Annotated in this window: 3 protein-coding genes; all 3 read left to right on the forward strand. The window is 73.1% G+C overall.

Annotation, left to right across the window (positions count from 1 at the left end):
- Positions 1 to 524 precede the first annotated feature (524 nt).
- From LRS74_RS30265 to LRS74_RS30275, 3 genes are read left to right on the forward strand one after another with little or no spacing between them, the layout of a single operon-like run.
- A complete protein-coding gene (locus tag LRS74_RS30265; protein ID WP_277743991.1) occupies positions 525 to 7,007 on the forward strand; it encodes a type I polyketide synthase in 6,483 nt (2,160 codons plus the stop codon).
- Positions 7,004 to 17,869, forward strand: a complete 10,866-nt coding sequence (locus tag LRS74_RS30270; protein WP_277743992.1) for a type I polyketide synthase — start codon at positions 7,004 to 7,006, stop codon at positions 17,867 to 17,869. Before LRS74_RS30265 ends, LRS74_RS30270 begins: the two co-directional genes overlap by 4 nt.
- A 12-nt stretch (positions 17,870 to 17,881) precedes the next feature.
- Positions 17,882 to 24,352 (forward strand): type I polyketide synthase, encoded by a 6,471-nt coding sequence (locus LRS74_RS30275; RefSeq protein WP_277743993.1) that lies wholly within the window; start codon positions 17,882 to 17,884, stop codon positions 24,350 to 24,352.
- Positions 24,353 to 24,392 lie beyond the last annotated feature (40 nt).

Raw genomic sequence — 24,392 nt, forward strand, 5'->3', positions numbered from 1 at the left:
TGAGGCTGAGAGGGCCGGAGGTTGGGGAGTTGCACAACGCCGCGCGCCTATGTCAGGTCCATGCGCAAAGCGGGTGAAGGGTTGGTCGGAACCGATTCTAGGGGACGGTGCTCCGTCGTCGTTCATCGGTGGGTATGGCGGTCGGGTGTGAAATCCACAGCAAAGGTGCTGTATACATTCTGAATATTCGGAATTAAACCATCCGGCCGTGTGGACCACCTGATATCCGGGCCGCTTTCGGCTTTCCCGGCCAGGTCCCAGGACAGACCCGGACGACACGGCTTCCGTGCGGCGTATCCCTTTGAGTCATGGCGACTTCACGTCGATTTCGCCCTGGATTCCGCACGGTCTCCTTGCTCGGTGTGTGTTCGCCAACCCCGACGACGGCTCATCGGCGAGCCGTGTCGAGGCGTGGACCGGCGCACGGCCGCCGAGCGCGCCGACCCGGATGGCCCAACAGAACGTGGCATGTGAAGAGTCGAACGCGTGGCTGCCCCTGGGCGCCCGAACGTGGAGGAGTAGTCATGGCCGCCGATAAGAACGACCTCGTCGGGGCCCTCCGGAAGTCGCTCAAGGAGACCGAGCGCCTCCGGCGGCAGAACCAACAGCTCCTCGATCGTGCGAGCGAGCCGCTGGCGATCGTCGGCATGAGTTGCCGGTTCCCGGGCGGGGTCACGTCCCCGGACGAGCTGTGGGAGCTGGTGGCCGAAAGGCGCATCGGCACCACCGAGTTCCCCGGCGACCGTGGCTGGGATCTGGAGCGGCTGTACGACCCGGATCCGGACCATCCCGGCACCTCGTACACGCGCGAGGGCGGGTTCCTGGACCGGGTGGGCGAGTTCGACGCCGAGTTCTTCGGGATCAGCCCGCGCGAGGCGCTGGCGATGGACCCCCAGCAGCGGCTGCTGCTCGAAGGCGCCTGGGAGGCGTTCGAGGACGCGGGCATCGACCCGACCTCGCTGCGGGGCAGCGACACCGGCGTCTTCTGCGGCGTGATGTTCCAGGACTACGGATTCGTCGCGGGGATGAGCGACCGCAGCGCCGAGATCGAGGGCTACCTCCCGACCGCCGCCGCCGGCAGCGTCGCCTCCGGGCGGGTCAGCTACACCTTCGGGTTCGAGGGGCCGGCGGTGTCGGTGGACACGGCCTGCTCCTCCTCGCTCGTCGCGGTGGACCTGGCCATCAAGTCCCTGCGGTCGAGGGAGTGCTCGCTGGCGCTGGTGGGCGGGGTGACCGTGCTCCCGAGGCCGAACAACTTCGTGGAGTTCAGCCGGCAGCGGGCGCTGTCGCCGGACGGCCGCTGCAAGGCGTACGCGGCGGCCGCGGACGGTGTCGCCTGGGCCGAGGGCATGGGACTGCTGCTTCTCGAGCGGCTGTCGGACGCGCGGCGTAACGGGCACCGGGTGTTGGCCGTGGTGCGGGGCAGCGCGGTGAATCAGGACGGTGCGAGCAATGGTTTGACGGCGCCGAACGGTCCGTCGCAGGAGCGGGTGATCCGGCAGGCGTTGGTGAACGCCGGCCTGGACGCCGCCGATGTGGACGCGGTGGAGGGTCACGGCACCGGCACCAAGCTCGGTGACCCGATCGAGGCGGAAGCCCTGCTGGCGACCTACGGCCGCGAGCGGACCCACGGCCCCCTGAAGCTGGGGTCCGTCAAGTCGAACTTCGGGCACACCATGGCGGCGGCCGGTGTGGCCGGTGTGATCAAGATGGTGATGGCGCTGCGTCGCGGGGTGCTGCCTGCCACGCTGCACGTGGATGAGCCGTCGCCGCATGTGGACTGGGCCTCGGGCGAGGTCGAGCTGCTGACCGAGGCCCAGGACTGGTCGGCCTCGGAGCGGCCGCGGCGTGCGGGGGTGTCGTCGTTCGGGATCAGCGGCACCAACGCGCACGTGATCCTCGAAGAGGCCCCGGCCGCGGATCATGAGCCGGCCGACGACGAGAGCGAGCCTCGACCGCCGTCGGTGGTTCCGGTGCTGCTCTCCGCGCGGAGCGAGGCGGCACTGCGACAGCAGGCCGACCGTCTGCGGGCCCACATGATCGAGTACCCGGACGTCCCCGTCGTGGACGTCGGCTTCTCGTCCGTGACGACGCGGGCGCAGCTGGAGCGCCGCGCCGTGGTGGTGGCGACGGACCGCGGCGCGCTGCTGACCGGCCTCGGAGCGCTCACCGCTGGCGACCCCGCGACACATGTGGTCGAGGGCAGGTCGGTGGGTGGGAAGGCGGTGTTCGTCTTCCCGGGGCAGGGTGCTCAGTGGGTGGGTATGGCGGTGGAGTTGTGGGACTCCTCGTCGGTGTTCGCGGAGTCGATGGCCGCGTGTGGTGAGGCGCTGTCGGAGTTTGTGGATTGGCGTCTTGAGGATGTGTTGCGGTCGGTGGAGGGGGCGCCGTCGCTGGAGCGGGTGGATGTGGTGCAGCCCGCGTTGTGGGCGGTGATGGTCTCGTTGGCGCGGCTGTGGCGGTCGTATGGCGTGGAGCCGTCGGCGGTGGTGGGTCACTCGCAGGGTGAGATCGCCGCGGCGGTCGTGGCCGGTGGTCTGTCGCTGGAGGATGCCGCTCGCGTTGTGGCGTTGCGGAGTCGTCTGGTGCGGGAGCGCTTGGCGGGTCTGGGCGGGATGGTGTCGGTGGCGTTGCCGGTGGAGCGGGTGGAGGAGCTGCTCGTTCCGTATCGGGGTCGGGTGTCGGTCGCCGCGGTGAACGGTCCTGCTTCGGTGGTGATCGCCGGTGAGCCGGAGGCGCTGGATGAGCTGATCGCGCTGTGTGAGCGGGATGAGGTTCGGGCGCGTCGGGTGGTGGTGGACTACGCCTCGCACTCGGCCCAGGTCGAGGCCATCGAAGCCGAGTTGCTGGAGGTTCTGGCGTCGATCGAGCCGGTCACGGGACAGGTTCCGTTCTACTCCACCGCGGCCGGTGGGTTCATCGACACCAAGACGCTGGACGCGGCGTACTGGTACGGGAATCTGCGCGGTCGGGTGGGCTTCGAGCCGGCGATCCGCGCGCTGATCGACAAGGGCAACAGCTTCTTCGTCGAGGTCTCCCCGCATCCGGTGTTGACGATGGCGGTGGAGGAGACCGCGGCGGCGCATGGCGCGGAGGACCGGGTCGGGGTCGTGGGGTCGCTGCGTCGTGACGAGGGCGGTCTGGAGCGGTTCGTCGCCTCGCTGGCCGAGGCGCATGTGGCCGGGGTGGGCGTGGACTGGTCCGCGTTCTACGCCGGCAGCGGCGCCCAGCAGGTGACCCTGCCCACGTACGCCTTCCAGCGTGAGCGGTTCTGGCTCACCCCGGGATCCGGCGCCGGGGACGCGGCGGCCGCCGGGCTGGGCCGGGTCGGGCATCCGCTGCTCGCCGCCGCGGTGCAGCTGGGCGACCGCGACGAGTGGGTGTTCACCGGCCGGCTCTCCCAGGACGCGCAGCCCTGGACCCAGGACCACCTGGTGTTCGGGCTGGCGATGGTGCCGGGCACCGCGTTGGTCGAGATGGCGCTGGCGGCCGGCCGCCGGGTGGGCTGCGAGGTCCTGGACGAGTTGGTGCTGGAGGCGCCGCTGGTCCTGGAGGACGAGGCCGCGCGGCAGGTGCAGGTCGCCGTGGGGCCGGCCGGCGAGGACGGACGACGCGAGGTGACCGTCTTCTCCCGTGCCGAGTCCGGTGGCGAGGAGGAGCAGGGAGAGACGATCTGTCACGGGCGTGGCTGGCTGGCCGCGGACGCCGAACCCGCCGCGCCGTTCCCGGTGCAGTGGCCGCCGCCCGGCGCCGAACCGGTCGCGATCGGAAGCCTCTACGCACGGCTGGCCGACATCGGACTCGACTACGGGCCGCTGTTCCAGGGCGTCCGCGCGGCGTGGCGCTCCGGTGACGAGGTCTACGCCGAGGTGGCCCTCCCCGACGACGCCACGGCCGGGGAGTTCGGGATCCACCCCGGGCTGTTCGACGCCGCACTGCACGGATCGATGCTGGCCAAGGAGGCGGGATCCCCGGTGGACCTGCCGTTCTCCTGGTCGGGAGTGCGGCTCGGGCGGACCGGCCTCACGCGGGCACGGGTGCGGATCGGCGCGGCGGGCGAGTCCGCGCTCCGCGTCGACGCGGTCGACGAGGCCGGTACCACGGTCGTGTCCGTCGACTCCCTCGCCGTCCGCCCGCTCGACCCGGCGCAGTTGGAGAGCGCGCAGCGCGGCAAGCACAACGCGCTGTTCCACGTCGACTGGGTCACGGTCAACGTCACGGCCGCACGGCAGCCGGCGCGGCTGGCGGTCCTCGGCGAACTGGCCGTCGCGGGTGAGCGACACGCCGACCTGGACACGCTGGAGCGGGCCCTCGCCGACGGCGCGGCGGTGCCCGACGCGGTCCTGGTCGCGGTCGAGCCCCCGGCCGCAGCCGATGATCCCGCGGAGGCGGCGCGGGCGACGGCCGGCCAGACGCTGGAGCTGGTGCGGCGCTGGCTGGCGACCGACGCGCTGAGCGAGGCGCGGCTCGTCGTGGTGACCCGTCACGCGATCGCGGTGGACGACGAGACACCCGATGTGGCGCAGGCGCCCGTCTGGGGCCTGCTGCGCAGCGCGCAGTCCGAGCACCCGGGTCGGTTCGTGCTGGTGGACCTCGACGCCGGCGACGAGCCGGAGTGGGCGTCGCTGCTGGAGCTCGACGAGCCGCAGCTCGCGGTGCGTGCGGGCCGGTTGCTGGCGCCGCGACTCGAGCGTGCTCCGGCGGGGGCGACCGGGGACCTGTGGCGGCTGGCGATCGGGCGGAAGGGGTCGCTGGAGGACCTGGCGATCGTTCCGTCGGACGCCGGCCGGCCGCTGGGCGCGGGCGAGATACGGGTCGCGGTGCGGGCCGCGGGCCTGAACTTCCGTGATGTGCTGATCGCGCTCGGGATGTACCCGGGCGAGGCTCCGCTGGGCAGCGAGGCGGCGGGCGTCGTCCTGGAAGTCGGCTCCGACGTCACCGAGCTGGCCCCGGGCGACCGTGTCTTCGGCCTGATGACCGACGCCTTCGGACCGGTGGCGGTGGCGGACCGGCGGACGGTCGTGCGGATGCCGGAGTGTCTGTCGTTCGCCGAGGCGGCGGCGGTTCCGGTGGTGTACCTGACCGCGTACTACGGCCTGGTCGACCTCGCCGGGCTGCGTGCCGGCGAGCGGCTGCTGGTGCACGCCGCCGCCGGCGGCGTGGGCATGGCCGCGGTGCAACTGGCCCAGCACTTCGGGGCGGAGGTCCTCGCCACGGCGAGCCCGCCCAAGTGGGACGCGGTGCGCGGCCTCGGCATCCCCGACGAGCTGATCGCCTCCTCGCGCGATCTGAGCTTCCGCGACGCCTTCCTGGAGGTGACCGGCGGGGCCGGGGTGGATGTGGTGCTGGACGCGCTCGCGGGCGAGTTCGTCGACGCCACCTTGGAACTGCTGCCGCGCGGCGGCCGGTTCATCGAGATGGGCAAGACCGACATCCGTGACCCGGAGGTCGTGGCGCGCGAGCACGAAGGCGTGCGCTACCGGTCGTACGACCTGCTGGAGGCGGGTCCGGAGCGGATCCAGGAGATGCTGGTCGAGATCACCTCGCTCTTCGAGCAGCGGGTGCTCACGCCCTCGCCGATCCGCACCTGGGACGTGCGCCGGGGTCGGGAGGCGTTCCGGTTCCTGCGCGAGGGCCGCAACATCGGCAAGGTCGTGCTGACCGTTCCGGCGCCGCTGGACCCCGAGGGCACGGTGCTGATCACCGGCGGTACCGGCGGTCTGGGCGCGGTGTTCGCCAGGCACCTGGTCGAGCGGCACGGCGCGAAGCACCTGCTGCTCGTGAGCCGCCGGGGCTCGGCGGCCGAGGGCGTGGCCGAGCTGGTCTCCGAGCTGGAGGAGCTCGGTGCGCGGGCCCGCGTCGCCGCCTGCGACGTGACCGACCGGGACCAGCTGGCCGGTCTGCTGGACTCGCTGGAGCACCCCCTCACGGCCGTCCTGCACGCCGCGGGCCTGCTGGACGACGGGGTGGTCGAGGCGCTCACCCCGGAGCAGCTGACCCGGGTGATGCGGCCGAAGGTGGACGCGGCCTGGCATCTGCACGAGCTGACCGCCGGGATGGAGCTGTCGGCGTTCGTCCTCTTCTCCTCGGCCGCGGCGCAGCTGGGCAACCCCGGCCAGGCGAACTACGCCGCCGCCAACGCCGCGCTGGACGCGCTCGCCCACCGGCGGCGCGCGGCGGGACTGCCGGCGAGCTCCCTCGCCTGGGGCCTGTGGGCGGACGCGACCGGCATGACCGGCGAGCTGGACGAGACCGACCTCGCGCGCATGGAGCGCACCGGTATCGGGGCGCTCCCCACCGAGCTCGGGCTGGAGCTGTTCGACGAGTCGCTCGGACTGGACGCGGCACTGCTGGTGCCCATCCGCCTGGAGCCGACCGCGCTGCGCGGTCAGGCCCGGGCCGGGATGCTGCCGGCGCTGCTGCGCGGGCTGGTGCGCGCTCCGGCCCGGCGCGCGGAGTCCACGGGCGGGTCGCTGGCGCAGCGGCTGGCCGCGGTGGCGGACGGCGACCGCGAGCAGGTCGTCCTGGACGTGGTACGGGCGCAGGTCGCGGCCGTCCTCGGGCACGCCTCGGGTGCCGCGGTCGATCCGGAACGGTCCTTCAAGGAGCTCGGGTTCGACTCGCTGGCCGCGGTCGAGCTGCGCAACCGGCTGACCCAGGCCACCGGGCTGCGGCTGCCCGCCACCCTCGTCTTCGACCACCCCACCCCGGTGGAGGTCGCCCGGCTGCTCTTCAAGGAGGTCGGCGGCGTCGCGGAGCAGGCACCCTCGCCGTTCGAGGCGGAGCTGCAGAAGCTCGAAGCGATGCTGATCACGGTGGCGAGCGACGAGGAGCGGCTCGCCGAGATCGAGCCGCGGCTGCGCTACCTCAGCAACCGACTGCGGACGGTCCTCAGCGGGGCCGGCGGACGGCCGGCCGACGCCGACGAAGGGTCTGGCGACGACCTCGATGTGGCGTCCGACGACGACATTTTCGAACTGATCGACAAGGAGCTCGGGTCGGCATGACCGAAAACGCGAACGACATGCGGGGCGGATCGACCGACGAGCAGAAGCTCCGCACCTACCTGCGGAAGGTGACCGCGGAGCTGCGGACGGCCAACCGTCGCGTGCGCGAGCTGGAGGAGCGCGACGTCGAGCCGCTGGCGATCGTGGGGATGAGCTGCCGGTACCCCGGCGGCGTGACCTCGCCGGACGAGCTGTGGGAGCTGGTGGCGGCCGGTCGCGACGCGATGTCGCCGCTGCCGACCGACCGCGGCTGGGATCTGGACCGGTTGTTCGGCGCGGACCCCGACCAGTCCGGGACGGTGTCCACGACCGCCGGTGGCTTCCTCGACGGCGTCGGCGACTTCGACGCGGACTTCTTCGGGATCAGCCCCCGAGAGGCGCTGGCGACCGACCCGTCGCAGCGACTGATGCTGGAGGCGGCCTGGGAGGCGTTCGAGGACGCCGGCATCGACCCGACCTCGCTGCGCGGCAGTGACACCGGCGTGTTCACCGGCGCGGTGACCTCCGACTACGGCGGGTCGATGCTGCCGGAGCTGGAGGGGTTCCGGCTGACGGGCACCCAGGGCAGCGTGATCTCCGGACGGATCGCCTACAGCCTGGGCCTCGAAGGTCCCGCCGTCACGGTGGACACGGCGTGCTCCTCGTCGCTGGTGGCGATACACCAGGCGGCGCGGGCGCTGCGGGCGGGTGAATGCTCGATGGCGCTGGTCGGCGGTGTGACCGTGCTCGCCGGTCCGTTCCTCTTCGTGGAGTTCAGCAGGCAGCGTGGCCTCGCCCCCGACGGGCGCTGCAAGGCGTACGCGGCCGCGGCCGACGGCACCGGATTCGCCGACGGTCTGGGCCTGTTGGTGCTGGAGCGGCTGTCGGACGCGCGGCGCAACGGGCACCGCGTGTTGGCCGTGGTGCGGGGCAGCGCGATCAACCAGGACGGTGCGAGCAACGGGTTGACGGCGCCCAGCGGGCCGTCGCAGGAGCGGGTGATCCGTCAGGCGCTGGCCAACGCCGGCCTCAGCGCCGCCGAGATCGACGCCGTCGAGGGCCACGGGACCGGCACCCAGCTGGGCGACCCGATCGAGGCGCGGGCGCTGCTGGCCACCTATGGGCGCGAGCGTGCGGACGCCCCGCTGCGGCTGGGGTCGATCAAGTCGAACATCGGGCACACCTCGGCGGCGGCCGGTGTGGCCGGTGTGATCAAGATGGTGATGGCGATGCGGCACGGGGTGCTGCCCGCCACGCTTCATGTGGATGAGCCGTCGCAGCACGTGGACTGGGACGCCGGGCGGATCGAGCTGCTGACCGAGGCACGGGAGTGGTCCGCCTCCGAGCGGCCGCGGCGTGCGGGCGTGTCGTCGTTCGGTATCAGCGGGACCAACGCGCACGTGATCCTCGAGGAGGCGCCGGTCGAGGTGCCGGCGGAGGACGACGCGCAGGCCGAGGGCCCGGCGGAGCGGCCGGCGGGCGCGGTGCCGATCCTGGTGTCCGGCCGGAGCGAGGCCGCGTTGCGTGCGCAGGCCGACCGGCTCCGGGCCCACCTGGCCGCCCGGCCCACGGCCTCGCCGCTGGACGTCGGGCTCTCCTCGGTGACGACCCGGGCGCTGCTGGACCAGCGCGCGGTGGTCGTCGCGGCCGACCGTGAGCGGCTGCTGGCGGGCCTGGCGGCGCTCGCCGCCGGCGAGCCCGCCGCGGGGGTGACCGAGGGCCGCCCGGTGGGCGGCAAGACCGCGGTGCTGTTCACCGGCCAGGGCTCGCAGCGCGCGCGGATGGGCGCCGAGCTGGCGGCCGCCTTCCCGCGGTTCGCCGAGGCGCTGGACGAGGTGTGCGCCGAGCTGGACCCCCGCGTCGGGCGGTCCGTGCGCGACCTGCTGGCCGCCGAGGACGGCACCGAGGAAGCGGCCCTGCTGAACGCCACGGAGTACACCCAGGCGGCGCTGTTCGCCCTCGAGGTGGCGCTCTTCCGCCTGGTGGAGTCCCTGGGCATACGCCCGGACTATCTGATCGGGCATTCGGTCGGCGAGCTGGCCGCCGCGCACGTGGCCGGCGTCTTGTCGCTTCCGGACGCGTGCGCGCTGGTGGCGGCGCGCGGCCGGCTGATGGGCGCCCTGCCCACTGGCGGGGCGATGGTGGCCGTGCAGGCGACCGAGGACGAGGTGGCCGCCTCGCTGACCGACTTCGAGGGCCGGTTGGAGATCGCGGCCGTGAACGGGCCGCGAGCCGTGGTGGTGTCCGGGGACGCCGACGCCGCCGAGGAATGGCTGCCGCGGTGGAAGGACCGTAAGACCTCGCGGCTGCGGGTGTCGCACGCGTTCCACTCCCCGCACATGGAGCCGATGCTGGACGAGTTCCGGCGGGTGGCGCGGGAGCTGCGGTTCGACGAGCCGCGGATCCCCATCGTGTCGAACGTGACCGGCGAGCTCGTGGGCCCGGAGGTGACCGACCCGGAGTACTGGGTCGGGCACGTGCGGCAGGCCGTCCGGTTCGCCGCCGGCGTGGGCACCCTGTGGGACCTCGGCGTACGCCGGTACCTGGAGCTGGGACCGGACGCGGTGCTGACCGCGATGGCACGCCAGTGCCTCGACGGCGAGGACGAGGCGGTGCTGGCGTCCGCGCTGCGCGCCCGCCAGCCGGAGCCGGAGGCGTTCGCCGGCTTCCTCGGCCGCGCGCACATCGCCGCGGCCGGAGCCGGGTCCGGGGTCGACTGGGCGGCGTTCTACGCGGGCACCGGTGCGCGGCCGGTGGAGCTGCCCACCTACGCGTTCCAGCGGGAGCGGTACTGGCTGGCCCCGAACACCGGGTCCGTGGACGCGGCCGCGGCCGGGCTCGGGCGACTCGACCATCCGCTGCTCGCGGCGGCCGTCTCCGTCGGCGACCGGGACGAGTGGCTGTTCACCGGCCGCCTCTCCACCGAGACGCAGCCCTGGGCCGCCGAACACCTGCTCCTGGGCACCATGGTGGTGCCGGGCACCGGGCTGGTCGAGCTGGCGCTCGCAGCCGGCCGACACGCCGCGAGCCCGATCCTCGACGAGCTGGTGCTCGAGGCACCGCTGCTCCTGGAGGACGGCGTCGTACGGCACGTGCAGGTCACCGTCGGCGAGTCTGGCGAGGACGGCCGCCGGGATGTGGCGATCTACTCACGCCCGGAATCCGGAGCGGAGGACGACGAGCGGGGCGTGACCTGTCACGCACGAGGCGTCCTCGCCCCCGAGACCCGGCCCGTGTCCGAGGACCCGTGGCCCGACTCATGGCCCACCCAGTGGCCGCCGGAGCACGCGGAGCCGCTCGCGGTCGACGCGCTCTACGCCCACCTGACCGACCTCGGCTACGACTACGGCCCCGTCTTCCAAGGCGTGCGCGCCGCCTGGCGCGACGGCGATGAGACCTACGCCGAGGTGGCCCTGCCCGACGGTGCCGACGACGCCGCGGCCGGCGAGTTCGGGATCCACCCGGCACTGTTCGACGCCGCGCTGCAGAGCGGTGTCATCCTGCTGACCGAGCGCGACGACAGCCGGCACAAGATGCCGTTCAGCTGGGGCGGCGCCCGGCTCGCCCAGCGGGGCGTCTCGCGGCTGCGCGTCCGCTCCGTCGCGACCAGCGACTCCTCCGTGCGGCTCGACGCGGTCGACGACACCGGGGCCCTGGTCGTGTCGGTCGAATCCGTCGTCGTCCGCCCGGTCGAGCAGGCGAAGCTCGAAGGGGCGCGCGGCGGCGGACAGAGCACGCTGTTCCAGGTCGACTGGGCCGCCGTTCCGGCCGCGGCCGGGGAGGTCACCGGACCGAAGCGGATCGCGCTCCTCGGTAGGGGCGACATCGGAACGGGCGACACCGGCACGGCCGAGCACCACGCCGACCTGGACGCCCTGGAACAGGCGCTCGCCGACGGGGCCACGCCGCCGGAGGCGGTCGTCGCCGTGATCGAGCCCTCGACGTCGGGAGCCTCGGCGGCCTCGACGGACGACACGGCGGAGGCCGCGCGGGCGACCGCCGGGCGTGCGCTGGAGCTGGTGCGGCGGTGGCTGGCGAGTGAGCGGCTGACCGACACCCGGCTGGTGCTGGCGACCCGCGACGCGGTCGCGGTGGGCACGGAAGCCCCGGACATCGCGCAGGCGGCGGTGTGGGGGCTGGTGCGCAGCGCCCAGTCCGAGCATCCGGACCGGTTCGTGCTGATCGATGTCGCGGGCGACGCGGACGAGGACGACAGGCCGGACTGGGGCGCGCTGCTCGCGCTGGACGAGCCGCAGTTGGCCGTGCGGAAGGGCACGGTGCTGGCGCCGCGGCTCGGGCGAGCCGACACGACGGCGTCGCCGGAGGCACGGCCGCTGGACCCGGACGGAACCGTACTGATCACGGGCGGCACCGGCGGTCTCGGCGCGGTGTTCGCGCGGCATCTGGCCGGGGCGCGCGGAGCGCGGCGACTGCTGCTGGTGAGCCGGCGCGGCCCGGCGGCCGAGGGCGTGGACGCGTTGGTCGCCGAGCTGGCGGGCCTGGGCTGTGAGGCGCGGGTCGCGGCCTGCGACGTGTCCGATCGCGCGCGGCTGGCCGATCTGATCGGCTCGTTGGAGCATCCGCTGACCGCGGTCGTCCATGCGGCGGGTGTGCTGGACGACGGGGTGGTCGAAACCCTCAGCACCGAGCAGCTGACACGGGTGATGCGTCCCAAGCTCGACGCGGCGCTGCACCTGCACGAGCTCACCGCGGACATCGAGCTGTCGGCCTTCGTCCTGTTCTCCTCGGTCGCGGCCCTCATCGGAAGCCCCGGCCAGGCCAACTACGCGGCCGCGAACTCCTCCCTCGACGCGCTCGCCGCGACGCGACGCGCGGCGGGGCTGCCGGCGACCTCGCTGGCGTGGGGCCTGTGGGCCGACGCGCGCGGCATGGCGGGCGAGCTCGGCGAGAACGACCTCGCGCGGCTGGAGCGGATGGGCGTCGGCGCGCTGTCGACCGAGCTCGGGCTGGAGGCGTTCGACCAGGCCCTCGGGCTGGCCACGCCGCTCGTGGCGCCGGTCCGGCTGGACCTCGCCGCGCTGCGGGTGCAGGCACGGAGCGGGATGCTGCCGGTGCTGCTACGCGGCCTGGCGCCCACGCCCGCCCGCCGCGCCGAAGCGGGCGGCTCGCTGGCGCGGCGGCTGGCCGAGGTGGCCGAGTCCGACCGGGAACGGGTCGTGCTCGAACTGGTGCAGGCGCAGGTCGCGGCTGTTCTCGGGCATGCCTCCGCCGCCAACGTCGGCGCCGAACGGGCCTTCAAGGACCTCGGGTTCGACTCGCTGAGCGCGGTCGAGCTGCGCAACAGGCTGAACCAGAACACGGGCGTGCGACTGCCCGCCACCCTCATCTTCGACCACCCGACCCCGATGGCCGTCGCCCGGCTGATCCTCGCCGAGGTCGGCGGGGTCGCGGAGGCACCGCGCCGCGCGGCGCGGCCGCGCCGGGTGGAGGCCGACGAGCCGCTGGCGATCGTCGGCATGAGCTGCCGCTACCCCGGCGGGGTGACCTCGCCCGACGAGCTGTGGGAGCTGGTGGCGTCCGGTCGCGACGCGGTCTCGGGGCTGCCCACCGACCGCGGCTGGGATGTGGAGCGGCTCTACGACCCGGACCCGGACCAGCTCGGGACGGTGTACACGCGCGGCGGCGGCTTCCTGGAGCGGCCGGGCGAGTTCGACGCGGAGTTCTTCGGGATCAGCCCCCGTGAGGCGCTGGCGATGGACCCGCAGCAGCGGTTGATCCTCGAGGCGGCCTGGGAGGCGTTCGAGGGCGCCGGCATCGACCCGACCTCGCTGCGCGGCAGCGACACCGGCGTCTTCTGCGGTGTGGTGACCACGGACTACGGCGGCACGATGCCGCCGGAGCTGGAGGGCTACCGCCTGACCGGCAACACGACGAGCGTGGCCTCCGGTCGTATCTCCTACACGCTGGGCCTGGAGGGGCCCTCGGTGTCGGTGGACACGGCGTGTTCGTCGTCGCTGGTGGCGCTGCACCTGGCCGCCCAGGCGCTGCGGTCCGGCGAGTGCTCGATGGCGCTGGCCGGCGGCGTGACCCTGATGGCGGGCCCCTACCTGCTGACGGAGTTCAGCCGGCAGCGGGCGCTGTCCCCGGACGGACGCTGCAAGTCCTACGCGGCGGCCGCGGACGGGACCGGGTTCGCCGACGGCGTGGGCCTGCTCGTGGTCGAGCGGCTCTCGGACGCGATCCGCAACGGACACCGGGTGTTGGCCGTGGTGCGCGGCAGCGCGATCAACCAGGACGGTGCGAGCAACGGGTTGACGGCGCCGAACGGTCCGTCGCAGGAGCGGGTGATCCGGCAGGCGCTGGTGAACGCCGGCCTGAACCCCGCCGATGTGGACGCGGTGGAGGGCCACGGCACCGGCACCAAGCTCGGTGACCCGATCGAGGCGCAGGCCCTGCTGGCGACGTACGGCCGCGAGCGTGCGGACGCCCCGCTGCGGCTGGGGTCGATCAAGTCGAACATCGGGCACACCTCGGCGGCGGCCGGTGTGGCGGGTGTGATCAAGATGGTGATGGCGATGCGGCACGGGGTGCTGCCCGCCACGCTCCATGTGGATGAGCCGTCGCCGCATGTGGACTGGGCCTCGGGCGAGGTCGAGCTGCTGACCGAGGCGCAGAAGTGGCCGGCCTCGGAGCGGGTGCGCCGTGCGGGTGTCTCGTCGTTCGGCGTGAGCGGCACCAACGCGCACGTGATCCTGGAAGAAGCACCGGGCGCGGCGCTGGTGAAGCCCGAAGCGCAGGCTCCGGGCGCCGCCCCGGCGGTGGTTCCGGTGTTGGTGTCGGCGCGGAGTGATGCGGCGCTGCGGCAGCAGGCCGACCGTCTGCGGGCCCACCTGACCGCGCGGCCTGAGCTGTCGCTGCTGGACGTGGGCTTCTCGTCGGTGGCGACGCGGGCGCAGCTGGAGCGCCGCGCGACCGTGGTCGCGACCGACCGTGAGCAACTGCTGGCCGGGCTGGAGGCTCTTGCCGCCACCGATCCCGCCGGGCATGTCCTCGAGGGACAGGTGATCGGCGGAAACGCGGTGTTCGTCTTCCCGGGTCAGGGTGCCCAGTGGGTGGGCATGGCGGTGGAGTTGTTGGACTCCTCGTCGGTGTTCGCGGAGTCGATCGCCGCGTGTGGTGAGGCGCTGTCGGAGTTCGTGGACTGGCGTCTTGAGGATGTGTTGCGGTCGGTGGACGGAGCGCCGTCGCTGGAGCGGGTGGATGTGGTGCAGCCCGCGTTGTGGGCGGTGATGGTCTCGTTGGCGCGGCTGTGGCGGTCGTATGGCGTGGAGCCGTCGGCGGTGGTGGGTCACTCGCAGGGTGAGATCGCCGCGGCGTGTGTGGCCGGTGGTCTGTCGCTGGGCGATGGGGCGCGGGTTGTGGCGTTGCGGAGTCGTCTGGTGCGGGAGCGTCTGGCGGGTCTGGGCGGGATGGTGTCGGTGGCGTTGCCGGTGGAGCGGGTGGAGGAGTTGCTCGTTCCGTATCGGGGTCGGGTGTCGGTCGCCGCGGTGAACGGTCCCGCCTCGGTGGTGATCGCCGGTGAGCCGGAGGCGCTGGATGAGCTGATCGCGCTGTGTGAGCGGGACGAGATCCGGGCGCGTCGGGTGGCGGTGGACTACGCCTCGCACTCGGCCCAGGTCGAGGCCATCGAGACCGAGCTGCTGGAGGTCCTGGCGTCGATCCAGCCGACGTCGGGCCGCATCCCGTTCTACTCGACGGCGACGGGTGGATTTATCGACACCAAGACGCTGGACTCCGCGTATTGGTACGGGAATCTGCGGGGTCGGGTCGGGTTCGAGCCGGCGATTCGGGCGTTGATCGACAATGGTGTGCATGTCTTTGTCGAGATGTCTCCGCATCCGGTGTTGACGATGGCGGTGGAGGAGACCGCGGCGGCGCATGGTGCTGAGGATCGGGTCGGTGTTGTGGGGTCGTTGCGTCGTGACGAGGGCGGTCTGGGGCGTTTCGTCGCCTCGCTGGCCGAGGCGCATGTGCTGGGGGCCGGTGTCGACTGGTCGGTGCTGTTCGACGGCAGCGGTGCCCAGCGGGTGGAGCTGCCGACGTACGCGTTCCAGCGTGAGCGGTTCTGGCTGACCCCGGGTTCCGGCGCCGGGGACGCGGCGGCCGCGGGGCTGGGCCGGGTGGAGCATCCGGTGCTCGCCGCGGCGGTGCAGGTGGGCGACCGCGACGAGTGGGTGTTCACCGGCCGGCTGTCCATCGACGCCCAGCCCTGGACCCGGGACCACATGGTGTTCGGGCTGGTGTTGGTCCCCGGCGTCACGCTGGTCGAGCTGGCGTTGACCGCCGGCCGTGAGTTGGACTGTCCGGTGCTGGAGGAGATGGTCATCGAGGCGCCGCTCATCCTGGAGGAGGGTCTCGTACGGCAGATCCAGGTCACCGTGGGCCCGGCCGATGAGAGCGGTCGCCGTGAGGTGGTGGTCTTCTCCCGGCCGGAGTCCGGTGACGAGGACGAGCAGCGGGAGGCGGTCTGCCACGGACGCGGCTCGCTGGCCGCGGACGCCGAGGTCTCAACCCCCTCGGACCCGTTCCCGCTCCAGTGGCCGCCCGCCGGCGCCGAACCGATCGCCGTCGACACGCTGTACGCGCGTCTGAACAACTACGCGCACCTGACCGACGCCGACTTCGACTACGGTCCCGCCTTCAGGGCCGTACAGGCGGCCTGGCGCTCCGGTGACGAGGTCTACACCGAGCTGGCGCTGCCCGAGATCGCGGGCTCCGCCCATGGATTCGGGCTGCACCCGGCGCTGCTGGACTCCGCGCTGCACGGTGGACTCGGCATGCTCTACCGGGGCGCCGACGCTCCGGGCGGGCTGCCCTTCTCCTGGACCCGGGTGCGGCTGGACCAGGCCGGTCTCACACGGCTGCGGGTGCGGATCGGCCTGGCGAGTGAGACCGCGTTGCGGCTCGACATCGCCGGTGAGGACGGCCGGCCCGTCGCGAGCATGGAGCGGATGGACGTACGTCCGGTCGAGCAGGCCCAGCTCGAGGCCGCCCGGCACGGCGGGCAGCAGCGGTCGCTCCACCAGGTGGAGTGGGCGGCGGTGCCGGCCGGGGCGCCGAGTGCGGCGCGGGTGGCGGTCCTCGGCGAGCTGGAGTTCTCCGGGGAGCGGTTCGCGGACCTGGACGCGTTGGAGCAGGCGCTCGCCGACGGCGCGGAGGCGCCGGACGCGGTCCTGACCGGCGTGGAGCTCCCCGCCCCGACGGGTGACGAGGCCGGAGCCGCGCTGGTGACGGCGGGCCGGGCGCTGGAGCTGGTGCGGCGCTGGCTGGCGAGCGAGCGGCTGACCGAGACCCGGCTCGTGGTGGTGACCCGTCACGCGGTCGCGGTCGGCGCGGAGGCGCCGGACGTGGCGGCGGCTCCGATCTGGGGTCTGCTGCGCAGCGCGCAGTCGGAGCATCCGGGGCGGTTCCTTCTGGTGGATCTCGACGACAGCGGCGAGCCGGACTGGGCGGGGCTGCTCGATCTCGACGAGCCGCAGCTCGCGATGCGCGACGGCGGGCTGCTGGCGCCCCGGCTCATGCGGGTCGACGCGGCGGCACCGACTGAGGCGCGGCCGCTGGACCCCGAGGGCACGGTGCTCATCACCGGCGGTACCGGCGGTCTGGGCGCGCTGTTCGCCAAGCACCTGGTCGAGCGGCACGACGCGCGGCACCTGCTGCTCGTGAGCCGCCGGGGGCCGGCGGCCGAGGGCGTGGCCGAGCTGGTCGCCGAGCTGGAGGAGCTCGGTGCGCGGGCCCACGTCGCCGCCTGCGACGTGACCGACCGGGCTGAGTTGGCCGGTCTGCTGGACTCGCTGGAGCGGCCGTTGACGGCGGTCGTGCACGCGGCGGGTGTGCTGGAGGACGGTCTGGTCGAGGCGCTCACCCCGGAGCAGTTGGCGCGGGTGATGCGGCCGAAGGTGGACGCGGCCTGGCATCTGCACGAGCTGACCGAGGGGATGGAGCTGTCGTCGTTCGTGCTGTTCTCCTCGGTGGCGGCGTTGATCGGCAGCCCGGGGCAGGCGAACTACGCGGCGGCGAACGCCGTCCTGGACGCCCTCGCCGCGGGGCGGCGCGCACAAGGACTCCCGGCGTCCTCGCTGGCGTGGGGCCTGTGGGCGGACGCGACCGGGATGACCGGTCACCTCGGCGAGGCCGAGCTCGCGCGGCTGGAGCAGATGGGCGTCATCGCCCTGTCGGCCGAGCTGGGGCTGGAGCTGTTCGACCAGGCCCTCGGGGTGGACGCGGCGCTCCTGGCGCCGGTCCGGCTGGATCCGGCCGCGCTGCGGGTGCAGGCGCGGGCTGAGCTGCTGCCGCCGCTGCTGCGCGGACTGGTGCGCACGCCGGCCCGACGCGCGGAGCCCACCGGCGGGTCGCTGACGCAGCGGCTGGCCGGAGTGGCGGAAGCCGACCGGGAGCGCGTGGTGCTCGAACTGGTCCAGGCGCAGGTCGCGGCCGTCCTCGGACACGCCTCCGCCGCCGCGATCGCCCCGGAACGGCCCTTCCAGGAGCTCGGTTTCGACTCCCTGGGCGCGGTCGGGCTGCGGAACAGGCTGACCCAGACCACGGGTCTGCGGCTGCCGGCGACCCTCGTCTTCGACCACCCGACACCGCTGGCGGTGGCACAGCTGCTCCTCTCCGAGGTCGGCGGCGACGAGGAGGAGGAGTCGTTCATCGATCAGGAGCTGAAGAAGCTCGAAGCCATGCTCGCCGCGATCACGGCCAACGAGCAGCAGCACGTGGCGGGACGCCTGCGCACGCTGCTGGCCGGCATCACCGACGGCGGACCCCAGGGCGGACAGAGCACCAGCGAACGGATCGAGGCGGCCACGACCGCTGACGAGGTCTTCCAGTTGATCGACGCCGAGTTCGGCGAGGCATGACGAGGAATGAACATGAGCGCTGAAAGCACCGATCCGCAGCAGGAAAAGCTCGTTCGATACCTGAAGCGGATGGCCGTCGATCTGAACGAGACCCGGGCCCGGCTGCAGGAGCACGAGGACCGCGCGAGCGAACCGCTGGCGATCGTCGGCATGAGCTGCCGGTATCCGGGCGGGGTGACCTCGCCGGACGAGCTGTGGGAGCTGGTGGCCGGGGGCCGCGACGGGATGTCGGGCATGCCGACCGACCGCGGCTGGGATCTGGAGCGGCTCTACGACCCGGATCCCGACCAGCCCGGCACCTCTTACACCCGCGTCGGCGGTTTCGTGGACCGGGTGGGCGAGTTCGACGCCGACTTCTTCGGGATCAGCCCGCGCGAGGCGACGGCGATGGACCCCCAGCAGCGACTGCTGCTGGAGGCCGCCTGGGAGGCGTTCGAGGACGCCGGCATCGACCCGACCTCGCTGCGCGGCAGCGACACCGGCGTCTTCTGCGGCGTCGGACCCTCGGACTACGCGGCGGCCCCCGCGGGCGGCCTGCCCCAGATCGAGGGGTTCCGGCTGACCGGCTCGACGACGAGCGTGGTGTCCGGTCGTATCTCCTACACGCTGGGTCTGGAGGGGCCCTCGGTGTCGGTGGACACGGCGTGTTCGTCGTCGCTGGTGGCGCTGCACCTGGCCGCGCGGGCGCTGCGGTCCGGTGAGTGCTCGATGGCGCTGGTCGGCGGTGTGACCGTGCTCGCCGGTCCGTTCCTGTTCGTGGAGTTCAGCCGGCAGCGTGGCCTCGCGCCCGACGGACGGTGCAAGTCCTACGCGGCGGCGGCGGACGGGACCGGTTTCTCCGACGGTCTGGGTCTGCTCGTGGTGGAGCGGTTGTCGGACGCGCGGCGTAACGGGCACCGGGTGTTGGCCGTGGTGCGGGGCAGCGCGGTGAATCAGGATGGTGCGAGCAATGGTTTGACGGCGCCGAACGGTCCGTCGCAGGAGCGGGTGATCCGGCAGGCGTTGGTGAACGCCGGTCTGGACGCCGCCGATGTGGACGCGGTGGAGGGTCACGGCACCGGCACCAAGCTCGGTGACCCGATCGAGGCCCAGGCCCTGCTGGCGACCTACGGCCGCGAGCGGACCCACGGCCCCCTGAAGCTGGGGTCGATCAAGTCGAACATCGGGCACTCCTCCACCGCGGCCGGTGTGGCGGGTGTGATCAAGATGGTGATGGCGCTGCGGCACGGGATGCTGCCGCCCACGCTGCACGTGGACACGCCGTCCCCTCATGTGGACTGGTCCTCCGGTGAGATCGAGCTGCTGACCGAGGCGCAGAAGTGGCCGGCCTCGGAGCGGGTGCGCCGTGCGGGTGTCTCGTCGTTCGGCGTGAGCGGCACCAACGCCCACGTGATCCTTGAAGAGGCACCGGTCGAGGACCCGACACCGACCGAGGACACCGGCGAGCCCAACCCGCCGGCGGTGGTTCCGGTGTTGGTGTCGGCGCGGAGTGAGGCGGCGTTGCGTGCGCAGGCGGATCGTCTGCGGGCGCTTCTGGCGGCGCGGCCTGAGCTGTCGCTGTTGGACGTGGGCTTCTCGTCGGTGACGACGCGGGCGCAGTTGGAGCGTCGTGCGGCGGTGGTGGCTTCGGATCGTGCGGGGTTGCTGACGGGGCTTGAGTCCCTGGCCGCTGGTGAGCCGGTGGACGGGGTGGTCGAAGGCTCGTCGGTGGGTGGGAAGGCGGTGTTCGTCTTCCCGGGGCAGGGTGCTCAGTGGGTGGGTATGGCGGTGGAGTTGTGGGACTCCTCGTCGGTGTTCGCGGAGTCGATGGCCGCGTGTGGTGAGGCGCTGTCGGAGTTCGTGGATTGGCGTCTTGAGGATGTGTTGCGGTCGGTGGAGGGGGCGCCGTCGCTGGAGCGGGTGGATGTGGTGCAGCCCGCGTTGTGGGCGGTGATGGTCTCGTTGGCGCGGCTGTGGCGCTCCTATGGCGTGGAGCCGTCGGCGGTGGTGGGCCACTCCCAGGGCGAGATCGCCGCGGCGTGTGTGGCCGGTGGTCTGTCGCTGGGCGATGGGGCGCGGGTTGTGGCGTTGCGGAGTCGTCTGGTGCGGGAGCGTCTGGCGGGTCTGGGTGGGATGGTGTCGGTGGCGTTGCCGGTGGAGCGGGTGGAGGAGTTGCTCGTTCCGTATCGGGGTCGGGTCTCGGTCGCCGCGGTGAACGGTCCTGCTTCGGTGGTGATCGCCGGTGAGCCGGAGGCGCTGGATGAGCTGATCGCGCTGTGTGAGCGGGATGAGGTTCGGGCGCGTCGGGTGGCGGTGGACTACGCCTCGCACTCGGCCCAGGTCGAGGCCATCGAAGCCGAACTGCTGGAGGTTTTGGCGTCGATCGAGCCGGTCACGGGACAGGTTCCGTTCTACTCCACCGCGACGGGTGGATTTATCGACACCAAGTCCCTGGACGCGGCGTACTGGTACGGGAATCTGCGGGGTCGGGTCGGGTTCGAGCCGGCGATTCGGGCTTTGATCGACAACGGTGTGCATGTCTTTGTCGAGATGTCTCCGCATCCGGTGTTGACGATGGCGGTGGAGGAGACGGCCGCGGCGCATGGTGCGGAGGACCGGGTCGGGGTCGTGGGGTCGTTGCGTCGTGACGAGGGCGGTCTGGGGCGTTTCGTCGCCTCGCTAGCCGAGGCGCATGTGGCCGGGGTGGGCGTGGACTGGTCCGCGTTCTACGCCGGCAGCGGCGCCCAGCAGGTGACCCTGCCCACGTACGCCTTCCAGCGTGAGCGGTTCTGGCTCACCCCGGGATCCGGCGCCGGGGACGCGGCGGCCGCCGGGCTGGGCCGGGTGGAGCATCCGGTGCTCGCCGCGGCGGTGCAGGTGGGCGACCGCGACGAGTGGGTGTTCACCGGTCGGCTGTCCATCGACGCCCAGCCCTGGACACGGGACCACATGGTGTTCGGGATGGTGCTGGTCCCGGGCGTGGCGCTGGTCGAGATGGCGCTGACCGCCGGCCGTGAGTTGGACTGTCCGGTGCTGGAGGAGTTGGTGCTGGAGGCGCCGCTGGTCCTGGAGGACGAGTCCGCGCGGCAGGTGCAGGTCACGGTGGGGCCGGCCGGCGAGGACGGTCGTCGCGAGGTGACCGTCTTCTCCCGTCCGGAGTCCGGCGACGAGGACGAGCGGGGGGAGGCGGTCTGTCACGGGCGTGGCTGGCTGGCCGTGGACGCCGAGCCCGCGGCGCCGTTCCCGGTGCAGTGGCCGCCCGCCGGTGCCGAGCCGGTGGTGGTGGACGGGCTGTATGCCCGGCTGGCCGATGCCGGATACGAGTACGGGCCCGCCTTCCAAGGTCTGCGGGCGGCCTGGCGCGTGGGCGACGAGGTCTACGCCGAGGTGGCCCTGCCCGACGACGCCGCGACCGAGGGGTTCGGGATCCACCCGGCGCTGCTCGACGCCGCGCTGCACGGCGGACTGCTGGACAAGGACCAGGGATCCCCGGTGGATCTGCCGTTCTCCTGGTCGGGAGTGCGGATCGGACGCACGGGACTCTCGCGGGTTCGGGCGCGGATCGGCGTGGCGGGCGAGTCCGCGCTGCGGATCGAGGTCGTCGGGGAGGCCGGCGAACCGGCCGTGAGCGTGAACCGGCTCGCCTTCCGCCCCGTGGAGCCGGCACAGCTGGAGGCGGCGAGCAGGGGCGGGCAGAGTTCGCTGTTCCACCTCGACTGGGTCACGGTCGATGCCACGGCCGCGACGCCGCGGCCGGCGCGGCTGGCGGTCCTCGGTGAACTGGCCGTCGCCGGTGAGCCCTTCGCGGATCTGGACGCGTTGGAGCAGGCGCTCGCCGACGGCGCGGCGGTGCCCGACGCGGTTCTGGTCGCGCTCGAGCCCCCGGCCGGCGTCGGTGACCCGGCGGAGGCGGCGCGGGTGTCGGCCGGGCAGGCGTTGGAGCTGGTGCGGCGCTGGCTGGCGAGCGAGTCGCTGGCCGACGCGCGGCTGACGGTGGTGACCCGTCACGCCGTCGCGGTGGCGGACGACGAGACGCCGCGGGTGGCACAGGCGGCGGTGTGGGGTCTGCTGCGCAGCGCGCAGTCCGAGCACCCGGGTCGGTTCGTGCTGGTGGACCTCGACGCCGGCGACGAGCCGGAGTGGGCGTCGCTGCTGGAGCTCGACGAGCCGCAGCTCGCGGTGCGTGCGGGCCGGTTGCTGGCGCCGCGACTCGAACGTGCTCCCGCGGGGGCGACCGGGGATGCCTGGCATCTCGCGATCGAACGGAAGGGGTCGCTGGACGGCCTCACGGTTGCCGCCTCCGACGCCGATCGGCCGCTGGGCACGGGTGAGGTACGGGTCGGGGTGCGGGCCGCGGGCCTGAACTTCCGTGATGTGCTGATCGCGCTCGGGATGTACCCGGGCGAGGCCCCGCTGGGCAGCGAGGCGGCGGGCGTCGTCCTCGAGGTCGGTGCGGGAGTGACCGACCTCGCGCCGGGCGACCGCGTGATGGGCCTGATGACGGACGGCTTCGGCTCGATGGCGGTGACCGACCGTCAGATGGTCGTGCGGATGCCGGAGCACCTGTCGTTCGTGGAGGCGGCGGCGGTTCCGGTGGTGTACCTGACCGCGTACTACGGCCTGGTCGACCTCGCCGGGCTGCGCGCCGGGGAGCGGCTGCTGGTGCACGCGGCCGCCGGCGGTGTGGGCATGGCCGCGGTGAAGCTCGCCCGGCACTTCGGGGCGGAGGTCTTCGCGACGGCCAGCCCGCCCAAGTGGGACGCGGTCCGAGGGCTGGGCGTCGCCGATGAGCGCATCGCCTCCTCGCGCGATCTGGACTTCCGGGACGCCTTCTTGAAGGTGACCGGCGGGGCCGGGGTGGATGTGGTGCTGGACGCGCTCGCGGGCGAGTTCGTCGACGCCTCCCTGGAACTGCTGCCGTGCGGCGGCCGGTTCATCGAGATGGGCAAGACCGACATCCGTGACCCGGAGGTCGTGGCGCGCGAGCACGAAGGCGTGCGCTATCGCTCCTTCGACCTGCTGGAGGCGGGTCCGGAGCGGATCCAGGAGATGCTGGTCGAGATCGCCCGGCTGCTGGAGGAGGGCGTGGTCGAACCCGCCCCGATCCGGACCTGGGATGTGCGTCGCGGACAGGAGGCGTTCCGGTTCCTGCGCGAGGGCCGCAACATCGGCAAGGTCGTGCTGACCGTTCCGGCGCCGCTGGACCCCGAGGGCACGGTCCTGATCACTGGCGGTACCGGTGGTCTGGGTGGGTTGCTCGCGCGGCATCTGGCTGAGCGGCATGGTGCGCGACACCTGCTGCTGGTGAGCCGGCGCGGTCCGGCGGCCGAGGGTGTCGACGCGCTGGTCGCCGAGTTGGCCGGCCTGGGCTGTGAGGCGCGGGTCGCGGCCTGCGACGTGACCGACCGGGACCAGCTGGCCGGGCTGTTGGGCTCGTTGGAGCGGCCGTTGACGGCGGTCGTGCACGCGGCGGGTGTGCTGGAGGACGGTCTGGTCGAGGCGCTCACCCCGGAGCAGTTGGTACGGGTGATGCGGCCGAAGGTGGACGCGGCCTGGCATCTGCACGAGCTGACCGCCGGGATGGAGCTGTCGGCCTTCGTGCTGTTCTCCTCGATGGCGGCGTTGATCGGCAGTCCGGGGCAGGCGAACTACGCGGCGGCGAACGCCTCGTTGGACGCGCTCGCGCAGGTGCGGCGCGCGGACGGGCTCCCGGCGAGCTCTCTCGCCTGGGGGCTGTGGGCGGACGCGACTGGGATGACCGGGGAGCTGGACGCGGCGGATGTCGCCCGGCTTGAGCGGATGGGTGTCGCCCCGCTGTCGGCCGAGCTGGGGCTGGAGCTGTTCGACCAGGCCCTCGGGGTGGACGCGGCGCTCCTGGCGCCCGTCCGGCTGGATTCGGCCGCACTGCGCGGCCAGGCGCGGGCGGGGACACTGCCGGCGCTGCTGCGCGGGCTGGTGCGCGCTCCGGCCCGGCGCGCGGAGTCCACGGGCGGGTCGCTGGCGCAGCGGCTGGCCGCGGTGGCCGAGGCCGATCGCGAGCAGGTCGTCCTGGACGTGGTACGGGCCCAGGTCGCGGCCGTCCTCGGGCACGCCTCGGGTGCCGCGATCGCACCTGATCGGGCGTTCAAGGAGCTCGGGTTCGACTCGCTGGCCGCGGTCGAGCTGCGTAACCGGCTCACCCGGGCCACCGGGCTGCGGCTGCCCGCCACCCTCGTCTTCGACCACCCCACCCCCGCCGAGGTCACCCGCTATCTGATCCCGCTCGTCATACCGGACGTCGCGACGAACGGGCAGCGGCAGTCGGGCGAGGACGAGATCCGCGCGATGCTCGCCTCGATCCCGGTCGACCGCCTGCGCAAGGCGGGCCTGCTCGACACGCTGCGCGAGCTGGCGAGCGGAGACCCGCACGACGACACGAGCCACGAGACAGCCGCGTCGATCGATGACATGGACGCTCAGGCCCTGATCCGGATGGCTGCCCAAGACGGCGAGGACATGGCATGAGGACGGTCGAGGACAAGGTCCCCACTGGGCGCCGGGACGC

The sequence above is a fragment of the Streptomyces sp. LX-29 genome (assembly GCF_029541745.1).
In the GTDB taxonomy this organism is placed as follows: Bacteria; Actinomycetota; Actinomycetes; order Streptomycetales; family Streptomycetaceae; genus Streptomyces.